The organism is Exiguobacterium sp. s21 (assembly GCF_018617975.1).
Taxonomy (GTDB): Bacteria; Bacillota; Bacilli; order Exiguobacteriales; family Exiguobacteriaceae; genus Exiguobacterium; species Exiguobacterium mexicanum_A.
Window position 1 is genome coordinate 26,503 of sequence record NZ_JACSLF010000011.1, and the last position, 15,655, is coordinate 42,157.

A 15,655-nucleotide genomic window follows, 5' to 3' on the forward strand; every position below is an offset into this window, starting at 1 on the left:
GGTCAGATTTGCGCAATCGCACCGACCTACTGATTTTAAACAACTCCGCTACAGAATCAGTAGGTTAGTGAAAACGTTTGCATCCTCACCTCAATTTTTATTATACAGTTGTGTAAGCGTTTTACAAGACTTTTTTTTAGGAATTTTTCCTGCTGTTGTCCCATTTATCTCTTTTTGAAGTTTTTGTAGGTGTTTTTCTTATGAAATAAGGAATCGAACGATTGACAAAATGTAAACGCTTTATTACCCTTTGCTTGAGCAAACGTTTTCACAACTGTTGTTTCTTTTCTGAACAGACAGTGTAAAATGGTTATAACTCTTAATAGAGAAAGGAATTCAAACCCATGATCAAAGAAGCCATCTACCACCGCGCCATGTCACCTTTCGTGTACAAGTACGACCGAGAAACGATACATATCCGGTTCCACACAAAAAGAAATGATATCCAATCCGTTGACTTAATTTGGAACGATCCATATGACTGGCACTCGGAAGATCCGGCCATGTGGAACTTTGATCCGAACAAGCCGAGTTTCTGGCGTACGTTCGAGACACCGATGGAAAAGATTGGACACGACGACCAATACGACTACTGGTTCATCGCCATCAAGCCGCCGTTCCGCCGACTCCGTTACGGTTTCCGCCTCCATGACGGGAACGAGACGGCCGTCTATACGGAAAAAGGTTGGTTTGAAGACAAACCGCTCGATGACACAGGCTACTATTTCTGCATCCCGTTCATCAATCCGGTCGACATCTTCCACGCCCCGTCATGGGTGAAGGACACGGTCTGGTATCAAATTTTCCCGGATCGTTTTGCCAACGGCGATGACTCGCTCAATCCCGAAGGCACGCTCCCATGGAATAGTACCGAACCGACGACCACGAACTTCTTCGGTGGCGACTTCCAAGGGATCATCGACCATATTGACCATATCGTCGATCTAGGGATCACCGGGATTTACTTCTGCCCGATCTTCAAAGCAACGACGAACCATAAATACGACACGCTCGATTATATGGAAATCGATCCGCAGTTCGGAACGAAAGAGCAGTTCAAACAACTCGTCGATCTTCTCCACGAGAACGGTATCAAAGTCATGCTCGACGCCGTCTTCAACCATGTCGGCTACAACCACCCTTGGTTCTTAGACGTCGTCGAAAAAGGACCACAGTCAGAGTACCGTGACTGGTTCTATCTTCGTGACTTCCCGATCGAGACGACGCCGAAGCCGAACTACGACACGTTTGCCTTTGAGAAAAACATGCCGAAAATCAATACGGAGCACCCGGCGCTAAAAGCTTATCTATTAGAAGTCGCCCGCTACTGGGTCGAAGAGTTCGGAATCGACGGCTGGCGACTCGACGTGGCAAACGAAGTCGACCATGCGTTCTGGCGTGATTTCCGTAAAACGGTGAAAGAGGCAAATCCTGAAGCATACATCCTCGGCGAAATTTGGCATGATGCCCAACCGTGGCTCCAAGGCGACCAGTTCGATGCAGTCATGAACTATCCGTTTACAAACGCGAGCCTTAACTATTTCGCCCTTGACCGGACGACGGCGTCCGAGTTCCGTGACGAATTGACGCGTGTCGAGATGATGAACACGATGAATGTGAACGAAGTGACGTTCAACTTGATAGACTCGCACGATACACCACGTGCCCTGACACGAGCGAAAGGACATAAAGGGAAGTTCAAGTTACTCATGACGTCGATGCTCACGTACACAGGAAGCCCATGCATCTATTACGGGGACGAGATCGGCCTCGAAGGCGAACAAGATCCGGGTTGCCGCCGTTGTATGCCGTGGGACGAAGCCGAAGAAGATCGCGAACTGTTCCGCTACGTGCAGAAATTGATTCGACTCCGCAAAGAGCATCCGGTGCTCGCGAACGGCGGCTCGTATCGTTTCAATCTCGTCGACGATGAGGACAACGCCCTCATCATCGAGCGTTGTACGAAAGATGAGACGTATTTGATATACTTCAATAACTCTGATTCCGTATCAAAACTTAATCCGCTCGGCCATACCGGAAGCGCTTACGATTTGCTGCGCGACCATGATGTAGACTCGCTCGAAGTCGAGCTCGCACCGTACAGCGCCACGATTTTAAAAATGAAATAAATTCCGTTTTGCACCCGTTTCGGCGGGTGTTTTTTTTGTTGAAAATAATTTGCCAAATCCCTTTCTTTTTCATTTCAAAAGGAGTAACATGACCCTTGTGATTTTGACAACGTAAATATTTCATATAGAGAATTGTAGAAACAAGGGAGAATACAACATGCCGACAAAAGACACCGAACAGCTCAGTTTATTTAAAATCTCGTGGCCGATTTTCATCGAACTCGCACTTCATATGGGGACCGGGATCATCGCCACGCTCATGCTCGCCCATTACTCCGATGCTGCCGCTTCCGCGGTCGGCGTCGCCAACCAAATCTTGAACGTCTTCTTAATCGTCTTCAGCGTGACCTCGGTCGGTGCGACCATCTTGATCGGTCAAGCGATCGGCGCCAATCGGATGAAGAAGAGCCGTGACTTCGCCCGTTCCGCCGTCAGCTTGAACATGTGGCTCGGCGTGCTCATGGTCGCGGTCGTCTTCTTGTTCGGTGAGACGTTCCTCCGTTTGTTCGGCTTATCGGATGAGCTGTTCGACCATGGCCTGTTATTCTTGCAGATTGTCGGGTTGTCGCTGTTCACCGAAGCGCTCATCATGGCGCTCAGTTCCGTCCTCCGGAGCCACGGGATGACGAAGCACGCGATGCTCGCGACGCTTCTCATCGATATCATCACGGCCATCGGAGCCATGATCGCCGTCATGGGTTGGTTCGGTCTCCCGGTCACGGGTGTCGCCGGCGTCGCATGGGCCATCGTCATTGCCCGCTTCTCAGCCATGGTGCTATTGTTCTGGATCGTCAAGAAGCGGCTCATGCTCCGCTTCCCGCTCAAGGAATTGATTCGTCCGAAACGCGACGACATTCGCGCCTTGCTCCAAATCGGCGTACCATCAGCCGGAGAGAACTTGTCATATCAGTTCTCGCAAATCATCATCACCGGTTTCATCGCCACGATGGGCGAGGCTTCCCTCGCCGCACGGGTATACGTCATGAACTTGTCGATGCTCGCCTTCTTGTTCACGGTCGCCGTCGCGCAAGGGACGCAATTATTGATTGCCCGTGACATCGGCGGGAAACGGTTTAAAGAAGCGTATACCCGCGCCGTTAAGACGTTGAAGATTGCCATGTTCGCTTCACTCGTGGCGTCGCTCGGACTCGCCGTCTTCGGCAAGTCGCTGCTCGGCTTGTTCACATCGAACCCGGATATCATCGCCGTCGGGGTGCCGATTTTATGGGCGACGCTCATCCTTGAGCCAGGTCGCGCCATGAACATCGTGTTGATGGGATCGCTCAAGTCGGTCGGCGACGTTCGCTTCCCGGTCATGATCGGGATTGCCTCGATGTGGGGCGTTGCCGTCGTCTTCAGTTATTTGTTCGGACTCCAAATGGGACTCGGCGTCCTCGGCATTTGGCTCGCCTTCTCGCTCGACGAGTGGTTCCGCGGTTTCTTCGCCTTCCGTCGTTGGAAATACGGCACGTGGCAACAAAAAGGCTTCCAGTTCGAACCGAAGCCAACTTCATAATCAACCAAAAAAAAGCGGTCGCTGTGACCGCTTCTTTTTTCATCGATTTAGGAACGCCTGCATCGCCTGGCGATGAACGTCCGTCTGACCACATTTCCGTTGCCAGATGATTTCTTGCTCGAGACCGTCCTCGAACGAGTCGGCCCGGAATAACGCCTTCATGCCTTGCACCGCCGTCGGTGACTTGGCTGCGAGCGTCTCGGCATAGGCCGTCAATCGCTCCAAGTACGCCTCATCCTCGACGAGCTCGGTGACGAGACCGAACGTTTCGGCCTGTTCGGCATCAATCGTGCTGCCGCTCCACATCCAAGCGAGCGCGAGATCGGGCCGCATCAAGCGCCGTAAATAGTACGGACCCCCGGCATCGGCGACAAGGCCGATTTTGATGAAGGCGGAACTGAACTTCGTCGACCGGGCGACGAGACGGACGTCCGCCGCGAGCGCCAGACTGAGTCCCGCCCCCGCCACGACCCCGTGAATGCCGGCGATGATTGGTTTCGGACAGTCGGCAAGCGCCCGCACGAGCGGATGGTACACCTCTTCCAAATACACCCCATAGTCGGCGTCACTCTCAATCGTCAAGTCCTGTCCCGATGAGAAGGCACGCCCTTGCCCGACGAGCACGATGACGTGGACGGCCTCATCCGCCACGAGCTGCTCCATCGCTTCCCTCGCCTCACGAAGCAACATCTCATTTAATGCGTTCAATTTTTCCGGCCGGTCCCATTTCAGCCAGCCGACCCCGTTCCGCTGTTCCAGTTGAATCGTTTCCATCCCATTTCCCCCTTTACTAAAATGAATCACTATTCATTTCTATATCGTTCATTCTGTTTCCTTCTTGTCATAGAAACTTTCCGAGTTCGATTGCCCGACGCTACCACTATTTGCTATTCTTAAAAGAGTCGTTCAACGAAAGGGTGGGGCTGATGCAACTGACGAATGCCGCAAGACAATTGAAACAACGGAACATCCCGTTCACGTACCACTCCTACGAAGTGGACGCGTCCGACGTCTCCGCCAAACATGTCGCCGCGTCACTCGGTAAACCGCTCGACCAGCTCTATAAAACGATTTGTCTCGAGAATGAGCAACGGCGCTACGCCTTCTTCCTCATCTCAGGAGATTTAGATATCGATTTGAAAGCGGCCGCGAAAGCCTGGGGCGCCAAAAAAGCCTCCCCTGTCCCGATGAAGGAGCTCGAAACGCTGACCGGCTACATCCGCGGCGGTGTCTCGCCAATCGGGGCGAAAAAACGGTTTCCTGTCTTCTTGCATGATAGTGCCAGACAAAAAGATACGATCATCATCTCGGCCGGCAAGCGCGGCTACCAACTCGAACTCACACCGACCGATTTGCTCCGGTTCACGGACGGTCACTGGTTCACTCAATGACAAAGAAAGATGGAGGCAATACCTATGTGGAAAGAACGAATCCGCTCATGGATTCCTAACTCGTTTACGTTCGGCAACTTGTTCTGCGGCGTCTTGGCGATCGTTTATGCGGCGCGCGGCGACTTCTCGAACGCGACGCTACTCATCATCATCGCCATGATGCTCGACAGTTTGGATGGACGGCTGGCCCGTATGCTCGGCGTGGCCGGTGACTTTGGAAAAGAACTCGACTCGCTCGCCGATGTCGTCACGTTCGGGGTCGCCCCGGCGCTTCTCGCCTACTATACGTTTTTCATCGATTACGGCAACTACGGTCTCTTCTTCGCCGCCTTGTTCCCGTTGTTCGGTGCTTACCGCTTGGCCCGCTTCAACTTGTCGGCGACGAACGTCACGGCCAGTTACTTCTCGGGTGTCCCGATCACCGCCGCCGGTGGCTTGCTCGCCGTCGTGACGACGTTCGGGGACCAAATTAACGAGTTGCTCACCCCAATCTTCTTCACGGGTCTCGCTCTGCTCATGGTCAGCCGTGTCCGCATCCCGAGCTTTAAAGACGTGCCGCTCCCGCGCCACTCGTTCATCATCACGGTCAGCCTCATCTACTTGACGTACATGATTTTTGCCCGGTGGAAAGAATGGCCATCGTTCTGGTTCATCGCCGTCACGTTCTATGTCTTATTCATCGCTTTCTCGTTCGTCAAAAAACGAAAACGGATGGCGAATTGATGGGTCCCTCTCGAGGGACTCTTTTTTTGCATGCATTTATTAGACGCAAGCCGCAAACCTCTCTAGAATGAGAATAGAGGTGATGAAATGAAAGTGTATCCATGGATTTGGAAATGGTTTTTGGTTTGGTATGTCGTCGGGGTCGTCCTCGTCGGCTTTGATTTGTTGCCGAGTTGGCTCGAATGGGCAAACCCGGTCTTCTTATGGCTCGCCGGTCTCATCGGCGGTTGGGTGATTGCGGACGGCGTCCGCCACGCCCGCCTGATCGTCCCGTTCATCTTCTTCGGTTCAATCGCTGTCGAGACGCTCGGTGTCAAAACCGGGTTCCCGTTCAGTGAGTACATCTACGCGGAGGCGTTCGGTCCGACCGTGTTCGGTGTACCGGTCACGATCGGGGCAGCTTGGCTCGCCGTCATCGGCTCGAGTTTTGCCGTCGCCCGCTTGTTCTCGTTCAAGAACCGAACGCTCTGGCTCGTCCCGTTCCTCGCCGTTTGGCTCGATATGGCGATTGACCCGGTCGCAGCAAACGTGAAAGGCTACTGGGAATGGGCCAATGACGGTCTGTATTATGATATCCCGACGCAGAATTTCGTCGGTTGGTTCGGACTGTCGCTCATTTTCTCTTGGTTGCTCGACCGGTTTGAAGTCGAAGCCGAGCCGATGTTACTCGGACACGGACGTTATTTGTTCGTCATGCTGCACGCCCTGTTCGGTGTCACGGCCGTCAACGCCGGTCTTTACGGCATCGGCGTACTCAGCGTTGTCACAGCCGCAGGCCTCATCTTGATAGAACGGAGGAGCCGACATGATCGAAGCGAGCAAAAAGAAATGGTTCAATAATCTGTTCTCGACGTTCGTCAAAGAACGTCAAATCCGTCCGTTTTTCCATACGATCCACGTCCGGGCCGATGACGTGCCGACACCAGGATTGTTTTTGAGCACACATAGCTCGTGGTGGGACGGGATGATTTTGCTCATGTTGAACGAATACTATTTGCGTCATGACGTTCACGTCTTGATGGATGAGGACGGGTTGCGCCGCTTCCCGTTCTTCCGTCACTTGGGCGCGTTCTCCATCAAAAAAGGCAAACTGTCGGATGTGCGCGCCTCGCTCGACTACGCCAATCGGCTCTTACTTGCAGGCAAGTCCGTCTGGGTGTTCCCACAAGGACGCGAGTATCCACAAGAGCATCGTCCGCTCGAGATTGGCTCAGGTGTGACGATGCTGCTCCACCAGCCGGAAGTCCGGCTATGCGCCATCTATTATACGTTCGCGTCGCACGCCGCTCCGCTCGTCTACGTGCGCTTCCGCAACCATACGGTCGTCTCCGAGACGCGGCGGCTTCAAAAACAAGAGCTCGCCGAAGCACTCGAACGCCTTTATGACGATACGCGCGACGATGTAATCAAGCAGTCCGACCGCTATATCGCCTTGTTCCCACCGAAGCGCAGTTTGGCAGATTGGACGGAGCACTTGCTCCAAATCGGAAGAGGCCGCTGATGGTGATTTTGTCGCTCACGTTTTTGATGCTGCTGTTCACGTTGGTCAACTTGCTATTCCTCCGTCCGCTCACCGCACCCATCCCAGCTCCTCCGACCGCGGTGTGCATCCCACTACGGAACGAAGAACGGAACGTGCCAAAACTGATCACGAGTTTGAAGGCCGCCTTGACGGATGAAAGCCACGTCTATTTATACGAGGACTGGTCCGAGGATGCTACATACGAGGCACTCGTCCGGGAAATCGCGGACGATGCCCGCTTCACCATTTTCCGTGGGGTGCCGTTGCCTGAAGGTTGGGCCGGCAAAGTCCACGCGTGTCACCAGCTGGCGACCCGCACGACCGAGCCGTACGTATTGTTCCTCGATGCCGACGTGACGATTGACCCGACGTTCATTGGGCGACTGCACGGCACACTCGCCCGTGAAGAGGCGGTCTTCTTGTCAGGTTTTCCTCGTTTCCCGACACCAACGTGGCTCGGGAAACTGTTGATTCCGATGCAACACGTCTTGATCGCCCAACATTTGCCGTTGTTTTGGCGAAAAGTGCGTCATCCCGCCTTCGCCGCCGCCAACGGAATGAACGTGCTCGTCGAACGGAAAAGTTATGACGACGTCGGTGGACACGCCTCGATCCACAATTCATTGATCGATGATATCGATCTGTGCCGTGAGTTCAAGCGACGCAAAAAAGTCACATCGCTCGTCAACGTCTCGCCTTACATCACATGTGACATGTATGCGACGAATGAAGAAGTGTGGAACGGGTTTTCAAAGAACGTATTCAAGGGAATGAATGAAGCAGTGGGCATCGCCCTTTATTTCTTCTTATACTACGGCACCCAGCTGTCTGCTTTCATCGCACTCCTCGTCCACATGGACTGGATCTCGTTCTTGGCGTGCGTGTTCGTCTTGCTCGCTCGACTCGCGATCGACGTCAAATCGGGAGGACGCCACTTTTGGCTCCATCCGTTCAGCCTCATCGCCTACTTGTTGCTCCTCGCGAGCGCGGTCGTGCGCAAATGGCGACGAAAGCCGATTTCATGGAAAGGCCGGACGTATCAATAATCTCGCTAGGAGGCACAACATGAAACATATCGCTATTATCGGGGCCGGGCTCGGCGGCTTGAGCGCCGCCGTCACCTTGGCCGCCCGCGGTTACGACGTGACCGTCATTGAAAAGAATGAACATGTCGGTGGAAAGCTCATGCCCATCATCACCGATGGACACCGGTTCGACTTCGGGCCGAATACGATTACGATGCCGGACGTGTTCCGCTCCGTCATTCGCAACAGCGGAGCTAACCCGGATGACTATTTTGAGCTCGTCAAACTTGAGTCGCACACGGTCAATCATTTCTCTGACGGTTCGACGTTCACGTTTCATTCAGACCGCGAGAAAATGGAAGCCGAGGTACGCCGTCTGACCGGCGATAAGGCCGACAAGAATCAATTGACCGACTACTTAGACGAGGCGGAGAAGTTGTTTGAAATCGCCAATAACCGGTTCTTCACACGGATGGATTCAAAAATCGATACCGGCCTTTGGGCTGACATGATGAAAGTACATCCGCTCAAGAGCCTTCATGCGCTCCATAAGAAGTATTTTAAAGACCCGCGCATCATCCAGGCGCTCGACCGCTATGCGACGTATATCGGCAGCAGTCCGTACGTTACACCCGGCACGTTCGCGCTTATCTCGCACCTGGAGCTGAATGATGGCGTCTATTTCGCCAAAGGTGGGAACTGGACGATCGCGAAAGGCTTCGCCAAACGGGCGAGCGAGCTTGGCGTCGAGTTCCGGCTCGGTCATGAAGTCACAAAAATCGAAGTGACGAACGGAAAAGCGCATGCGGTCGTCATCGACCATGAAGAAGTCATGTCTTGTGACGCCGTCTTATTGAACGGAGAACTGCTCACGCAGTATCCGCGACTCGTCGATGCTTCTGACCGTCCGTCGTTCCCGGTACCGACGCGTGACACGATTGAACCATCGGTGTCCGCTTTCGTCATCATGGTCGGCTTGAACAAGCGGTTGAACTTGGCGCATCATAACGTCTACTTCTCAGACGACTACGAAGCGGAATTCCGGGCGCTGTTCGACGAGGAACGGTATGCGGACGAACCGACGATTTACATCTCGAACTCGGCCCATACCGACCCTTCGATGGGAGAAGCTGGCGACAACTTGTTCATCCTCGTCAATGCGCCGGCCCATATGACCGACATCGATGCCGAGACGTATGAACATTTGATTCGCCGACGCCTCCGGAAATTCGGCGTTGAATGGGAAGATCGCGATGTCGTCTTCCATCGCCGTGTCACCCCGCTCGACTTGACGCGTGATTTTTACGCATATTACGGGGCACTCTATGGGACATCGGCCAACTCGAAAAAAGGAGCGTTTTTCCGACCTTCCGCTCGCTCGGAAGATGTGTCCAACATTTGGTTTGCCGGAGGCTCGACCCACCCTGGCGGCGGTAGCCCGATGGTGACGCTTTCAGGACAATTTGCGGCTCGGTCGATGTTAGAGGACATACCTCTGACAATTTGAACATTTTGTGAACAGAAGATTCGACACTTGTCGACACGGGACAGACGTGATAATATCATATTCGAGTTCAAGCAGTTTTGTAACGTTAGTTACACCTGTAGCGATCGAATGGCTTCCCCGAGCCTATCGCGTTTTGAACTTGTCACACCCGAGAAAAAAGTGATGAGCGAGTTTCCCCACTCGTATCTCGCAGCTGGAACAGCATGCATCTGATGTTCCCCCTTAGTCCATCAAGCATCCTGCTTCAGCGAAGATGCCCCATCGTTTCATTCCCTATGAAACGAGGCACATCTTTAGGGTTCATCACGTCCGATTCGTTCGTTTCCCCGATGAACGAATCACATAACGCTTACACCACTTTTGGTCCCCCGCCAAAAGTGGTTTTTTTGTGCGCAAAAAAGGCAGCCGTTTTGCGACGGCTGCCTGATTTTATAACTTGGCCAACAGTTTCCCTTTTTGAATCGTCGAGACAAACGCCCGTTTCGTGAAGACGTCGTGCCCATTCTGCCGAGCCGCGTCCAAGATGCCTTCATAAAGCAATCCCGCCGCGCTGACCGGCTTCCGGCTCGTCGCAGGATATAAGTGATGGGTCTCCCGGGCCCGGACGTATAGGTGTTCGGCCCGGCGCGCCATCGTCTCCCAGACGTCGATGAACGCCGGAGTCACTTGCCGCGCAAACAAATCGGCTTCCTCGACACCGAACTCGGCGAGCAACGATTGGGGCACATAAATCCGGTCCCGATCGAGGTCATCCCCGACGTCACGCAAGATGTTCGTCAACTGCATGGCGATGCCTAAGTCGATCGCACCTTGTTTCAACTGTTGCCGTCCCGTCGCATCCACGTCCGGCGCGAGGATCGGCAACAGCATCAAACCGACGGTGCTGGCCGCATAGTAACTATATTGCTCCGTCTCCTCGAGCGTCGCGTAGCGCGTTTTATGTAAGTCCCACTTCATGCCTTCAGCCAATTCAAAGAACGGTTCGACGTCCATGTCGTACCGTCCCCAAACGTCATGCAACGCCACCCAGAGCGCATCGGTCAGATGTTCACCGGCCAAGAAGCGATCGAACTCGGTCAAAAAGTCCGTCAAGCTCTCTTCAGGACGGTCGGATTCATCGACCGCGTCATCGAGCGTCCGACAAAACGCATAGACCGCGGCCACGGCCTGACGGTCTGGTTTGGAGAGCAAAGAAAAGGCCCGATAAAACGTGAGCGAGCCTTTTTTCATTACGTCTTCACAGTGACGATACGCTTCTTGTGTCGTCATGGTACAATGCCCCCATTTCTTCTTCCATTCTCTTCACTAACAGCTGCGAGCCGATCATGACGATCGGGACGCCTCCGCACGGATGCACCGATGCTCCGACGGCGTAAAGTCGGTCGATGTGCGCGTACGGGCGAGCCTGTGGTTTGAACGCGGCCGATTGGGCCAATCTCGGGGCGATGCCGAAGCTCCCGCCTTCGAATAACCCAAATCGTTCCGCATCCATCGGCGTCCGAACTTTCATCTCAATGACACGATCCCTGAAGTCGGGGACTATCTGTTCGATCCGACCAATCAAATGCTCGATCGCACCGCTCGTTTCAAAGTCCTCACGCTCCAATTTACGTGGGACCGGCACGAGGACATAGAGAACGCTCGTCCCGTCCGGTGCCAGCGTGTCGTCCATCAAAGACGGATTGAACGTATACATCGCCGGATACTTGCTTAGTTTACCATCTTCGAAGATGGTCCGCATCGACCCGGCAAAATCATTCGGCAAGTCGAATTGGTGGATCGGTAAATCGATGTCCCCGGTCACGGTGAAGTAAAGCAAGAGCGTCCCGCTCGACGGTTCGTATGATTTCGGCTTAACGCCATCAATCAACCGTTCCATGAGGGGAAAATCACCGTTGACGACGACCACATCATACGGATGAACGACACCATCCACGATGACCGCGTTCGCCCGGCTTTGTTCCACCTGCACCCGTTCGACGTTCGCGTTCAACTCGAACTTGACGCCGCGTCGTCTCAACTCTTGTTCTACTTTCGTCGCAAGTGAGAAATATCCTCCCTTGACGTACCAGATTCCTTCTTCTTGTTCGCGGTACGGGATCAAACCATAGAGGGATGGGGTATCATATGGGTTCCCACCAATATAGAGCGTTTGGAGGCTATAGGCGACGCGCAGACGCTCGTCTTTGAAGAAGCGTTTCATGTTCTCGTGGGCCGTCTCATACGCCTTCAAGCGCATGAGGAGCATCAATAGTTTCGGTTCGAACAAATCGGTCTTGCCTTTATAGCCCCGGTCTAAGAATGCATCGAACCCGAGGCGATACTCTTCTCGTTTTTGAGTCATATACTTTCTAAAGCCGTCGCCCTCGTTGAACAGACGGTCGATTTCGGCCGCCTGACGTTCGATGTCACGGTATTTGTAGAACGTCGTGCCATCCTCGTAACGGAGGCGATAAAGCGGGTCGACCTCGATCAACTCGAGCTCTCGCTCCGGAAAACCGGCCTCGAGGAGCTGACTTTTCAATTTTCCGGGCAATAAGACGATGGTCGGCCCTTCATCGACGCGGGCGCCGTTCTTGAACTCGACATAATTGAGCCGGCCGCCGACACGAGCTTCTTTTTCATAGATGGTCACGTCCAGCGACGGATATTTGTGGGTCAGGAGCAAGGCCGCGTAAAGCGACCCAATGCCGGCACCGACGAAACTGATGTTCATTGGCCGACACCTGCCCGGTCACGCAACAGGTTGGCGGTGATGCGCGCCGATTCAAAAATCGTTGGCAGTCCGCTGCCTGGATGTGTCCCACCGCCGACGAGCCAGACGTGGTCGAGCTCCTCGAACTGGTTATGAGGACGGAAATACATCATCTGTGACAAGTTATGTCCTAAGTTGAACGTCGCCCCTTCATAGACACCGAACGCTTCCCAATCGTTTGGCGTGAGCGGCTGCATCACCTCGATATGGTTCCGGATCTCACGATACGGCGAACGAGTCTCAAGTGCATCGAGGACGCGCTCGGTCATCGTCGTCTCGAGCGTCTCCCACGGTAAATTCGACAGGTTGTTCGGCACCGGGACGAGCACATAAAGCGAGGATTTCCCTGACGGTGCGAGTGTTGGATCAATCCGTGAAGCATTTTGGACATAGAACGAGAAGTCTTCGCTCAGCTTCAAGTCTTGCGTCATCTCTTTCACATTCCGTTCGTAATCGTCGGCGAAATGAATCGAATGATGCGCGACATCATCGTAGATACGATTGAGTCCGAGATAAAGCATGAACGTCGAACACGAGTAACGCTTCTTCTTCAGTTGTTTTGGACTCCACCGTGTGAGTGCATCGCTCGGAACGAGCGTCATCATTGCGTGCGCGAAGTCGGCACCGACAATCACTTCGTCAAAAGCATAATGGACGTTGTTCGCCACAAGCCCGTTGACGCGTTTCCCGTCGAGCAAGAGCCGGTCGACGCCTTCCTCGAGACGAATTTCCCCACCTTCTTCTTCGATGACACGGGCCATCGCTGTGCAGAGTTGATTCACGCCGCCAATCGGGTGATGGACGCCGTAAGCATGTTCCATATACGACAAGATTGAGAAGCCACCCGGACAATCCCACGCCGACATGCCGAGGTATTTCGCTTGGAACGTGAACGCGTACTTCAGCTCTTCGCTCGTGAAATACTCCGACAAGACGTCGTATAACGACTTGCCGATCGATAAGAACGGGAGCGCCTTCAAGACGCGTGTCGCCACATAATCGGTCAATTTGTCATGTGCCGTCTGGAGCACCGGCATCAGTTTCGACAGCTTGATGGCTTGTTCGGCCATGAAGCGTTCGTACCCTTCCCCGTTGCCTGGGAACTGCTCTTCAATCGCCTGATGCATTTGATCGCGATCGGTCGTCATCGATAGGACCCGATTTCCTTTATCAAAATAAAGATCATACATCGGCTCGAGTCGTTTCATCTCGACATAGTCATGTAAATCTCGACCTGTCTCTTCGAAAATCTCTTCTAAAATGTATGGCATATTTAAAAAAGTCGGGCCACGATCGAACGCGAATTCTCCGACTTGCAGACGCGACGTCCGTCCACCGACGAACGCCTGCTTCTCAAACACTGTTACTTTCACACCACGGCTTGCGAGCAGCATAGCGGCCGCAAGTCCTCCTGGTCCGGCACCGATTACGGCGACTCTTTTTTCCGACACGTTGAACAACTCCCTATGTGAAAAGTCTCTTATGCTTCTATCCCATTATAGAAATGACTGGAGAAAAGTTCAAATCTGAATCGGCTCGTCATGTGTCCGCGATGTGTCAATTGTCGCGTTTCGCGATGACAATGTACCATGACCCTTCTGGGATGAACGGGATGAAACGGACGTTGTCAAAGCCGACCTTGTGCATTTGACGACGTAACTCACGAATCGTTGGGAGCGGATAGAGGTTATCATGCAACGTCATGAACGCATTGAACGCTGAGGCAAATCGAGCACCGAGCGGCGTCTCGGCGAGCGGAGTGACGAGTACCGCGACACCAGCTTCGTCTAAGTTTTCGAGCATCCGTCCGAGCAGTTCGATTCGTTGTTCCGGAGAAAAATAATACAACATATTATTCATCATGACGGCATCAAATCGTTCGTCGTGATCCCACTCCATAAAATCGGCTACTTCGTAGCGAATCTCACCGGACTCATCTTGTTCCCGCGCCTCTGCGATCACGTCTTCCTCGAGATCGATGCCGGTCAACTGCCAATCGGGTTCGAGTCCGTGCAGTTTGCGTAAGTAACCCCCGTGGCCGCACCCGATATCGAGCATCGTCTTGACGTCGGCTTGCCGCAACAGCTGCTGCACGACCGGGAACGCGACCGTCTCGACGAGCGTCGACGTCTGTGCGACGACCTGGCCATGTGTCGCCCCATTGAACGTTTTCTGTTTGCCCGACTCTAAAAAGTCAGGATATGCGATGAGTGCCGGAATATGAAGTTCCATCATCTCTTGGAGCATGAAGCCGATGCTGCGCTCATCTTCGTGCGACAACTGATATTTCAAACTACGGGTCGGGAAATAGCGCCAACCTTTCTTCTTCAAATGGCGCACGGCGACCCCGACGTCGAGCCAACGCTCGAGCGCGAGTTTCGTCAACGGTTGCTTCAAGCGAAGCGTCATCTCCGCAAAGCTCGCCCCGCCTTGGAGCGCATCGAACAACCCATATTTATAGCCGATATATCCGTGCCAGAGCGGCAAGAACGATTCGGTTTGTTTCATCCATCTGCGTGCGTGCAAGACGCGTGACCATTCATTCATCTGTTGTTCCATCGTTTCACCTCATCATCGTTATCACTGATTTTTTTATTTTCCCCTAATAATTTACGGACAAACAAAAAAATCCCACTCCGATGTGCGAAGTGGGAATCAAACTTAAATGAAGTTGCTGAAGAACGACTGTCCATACGGCAACGCATAGCCGATGAAGATTGTCACAAGCGCGAGAATCGCAAAACCGCTGAACATCGTGCCCACAGGTTTGTTCTTCTTCACACGGATGAGCGTCATCTCACCAAAGATGAGTGTCAAGAGTCCGACCGTGATCTTCACGTGGTAGAACATGCCGCCTTCGAGTAATTGAAGATACAAATAAAGTCCCGTGCCGAACGCGACGAGCAACATGAGTCGAAACGCCATGTGGGCGATCTTCCCGCTCTTGTTGGCATTTTTGTAGCCGATATAGGCGACAGCGAACAAGACGAGTAACAAGACCCAGCTCGTGACGTGCGTGTGTAGGAATGCAATCAATGACATTCTAAATCCCCCTTTCCATTATGTACAACCTCTATTGTACACGAG

At 53.3% G+C, this 15,655-nt stretch carries 14 protein-coding genes; 8 read left to right on the plus strand and 6 right to left on the minus strand.

What is annotated here, in order from left to right:
• Nucleotides 1-344: 344 nt before the first annotated feature.
• The gene (locus tag KNP06_RS11985; protein WP_214707917.1) at nucleotides 345-2,129 is read left to right on the plus strand and encodes a glycoside hydrolase family 13 protein; all 1,785 of its coding nucleotides are present in this window, start codon (nucleotides 345-347) and stop codon (nucleotides 2,127-2,129) included.
• A gap of 157 nt (nucleotides 2,130-2,286) precedes the next feature.
• Nucleotides 2,287-3,645, plus strand: a complete 1,359-nt coding sequence (locus KNP06_RS11990; RefSeq protein WP_214707915.1) for an MATE family efflux transporter — start codon at nucleotides 2,287-2,289, stop codon at nucleotides 3,643-3,645.
• Between the two features lie 39 nt (nucleotides 3,646-3,684).
• Here the strand turns inward: KNP06_RS11990 and KNP06_RS11995 are convergent, their stop codons facing one another.
• Nucleotides 3,685-4,419 (minus strand): enoyl-CoA hydratase/isomerase family protein, encoded by a 735-nt coding sequence (locus tag KNP06_RS11995; protein ID WP_214707913.1) that lies wholly within the window; start codon nucleotides 4,417-4,419, stop codon nucleotides 3,685-3,687.
• A 152-nt stretch (nucleotides 4,420-4,571) separates the two neighbouring features.
• Here KNP06_RS11995 and ybaK point away from each other — a divergent pair, with 152 nt between their 5' ends.
• From ybaK to KNP06_RS12025, 6 genes are all read left to right on the plus strand, one after another.
• Nucleotides 4,572-5,036, plus strand: a complete 465-nt coding sequence (ybaK, locus tag KNP06_RS12000; RefSeq protein ID WP_034776595.1) for a Cys-tRNA(Pro) deacylase — start codon at nucleotides 4,572-4,574, stop codon at nucleotides 5,034-5,036.
• Between the two features lie 24 nt (nucleotides 5,037-5,060).
• The gene (gene pssA / locus KNP06_RS12005) at nucleotides 5,061-5,759 is read left to right on the plus strand and encodes a CDP-diacylglycerol--serine O-phosphatidyltransferase (RefSeq protein ID WP_021066674.1); all 699 of its coding nucleotides are present in this window, start codon (nucleotides 5,061-5,063) and stop codon (nucleotides 5,757-5,759) included.
• Between the two features lie 87 nt (nucleotides 5,760-5,846).
• Nucleotides 5,847-6,599, plus strand: coding sequence for a carotenoid biosynthesis protein (locus tag KNP06_RS12010; RefSeq protein ID WP_034776593.1), 753 nt, complete (start codon nucleotides 5,847-5,849; stop codon nucleotides 6,597-6,599).
• Nucleotides 6,565-7,260 (plus strand): lysophospholipid acyltransferase family protein, encoded by a 696-nt coding sequence (locus KNP06_RS12015; RefSeq protein WP_034776590.1) that lies wholly within the window; start codon nucleotides 6,565-6,567, stop codon nucleotides 7,258-7,260. Before KNP06_RS12010 ends, KNP06_RS12015 begins: the two co-directional genes overlap by 35 nt.
• Nucleotides 7,260-8,327 (plus strand): glycosyltransferase family 2 protein, encoded by a 1,068-nt coding sequence (locus tag KNP06_RS12020; protein WP_214707911.1) that lies wholly within the window; start codon nucleotides 7,260-7,262, stop codon nucleotides 8,325-8,327. Before KNP06_RS12015 ends, KNP06_RS12020 begins: the two co-directional genes overlap by 1 nt.
• A gap of 19 nt (nucleotides 8,328-8,346) precedes the next feature.
• Entirely contained in the window at nucleotides 8,347-9,813 is a 1,467-nt protein-coding gene (locus KNP06_RS12025; protein ID WP_034776586.1) for a phytoene desaturase family protein, read from the plus strand.
• A gap of 429 nt (nucleotides 9,814-10,242) precedes the next feature.
• On the opposite strand, the gene KNP06_RS12030 is transcribed toward KNP06_RS12025, so the two are convergent.
• The 5 genes from KNP06_RS12030 to KNP06_RS12050 all read right to left on the minus strand — a co-directional run bounded on the left by KNP06_RS12030 (nucleotide 10,243) and on the right by KNP06_RS12050 (nucleotide 15,610).
• Nucleotides 10,243-11,082 (minus strand): phytoene/squalene synthase family protein, encoded by an 840-nt coding sequence (locus tag KNP06_RS12030; protein WP_214707910.1) that lies wholly within the window; start codon nucleotides 11,080-11,082, stop codon nucleotides 10,243-10,245.
• Nucleotides 11,051-12,529: a phytoene desaturase family protein gene (locus KNP06_RS12035; RefSeq protein ID WP_214707908.1), complete on the minus strand. Its 1,479-nt coding sequence runs from the start codon at nucleotides 12,527-12,529 to the stop codon at nucleotides 11,051-11,053. Before KNP06_RS12035 ends, KNP06_RS12030 begins: the two co-directional genes overlap by 32 nt.
• Nucleotides 12,526-14,052, minus strand: coding sequence for a phytoene desaturase family protein (locus KNP06_RS12040; RefSeq protein WP_214708161.1), 1,527 nt, complete (start codon nucleotides 14,050-14,052; stop codon nucleotides 12,526-12,528). Before KNP06_RS12040 ends, KNP06_RS12035 begins: the two co-directional genes overlap by 4 nt.
• Before the next feature lie 73 nt (nucleotides 14,053-14,125).
• Nucleotides 14,126-15,127 (minus strand): class I SAM-dependent methyltransferase, encoded by a 1,002-nt coding sequence (locus KNP06_RS12045; RefSeq protein WP_214707906.1) that lies wholly within the window; start codon nucleotides 15,125-15,127, stop codon nucleotides 14,126-14,128.
• 102 nt (nucleotides 15,128-15,229) lie between these two features.
• Nucleotides 15,230-15,610, minus strand: a complete 381-nt coding sequence (locus KNP06_RS12050; protein ID WP_214707904.1) for a YisL family protein — start codon at nucleotides 15,608-15,610, stop codon at nucleotides 15,230-15,232.
• Nucleotides 15,611-15,655: the final 45 nt, after the last annotated feature.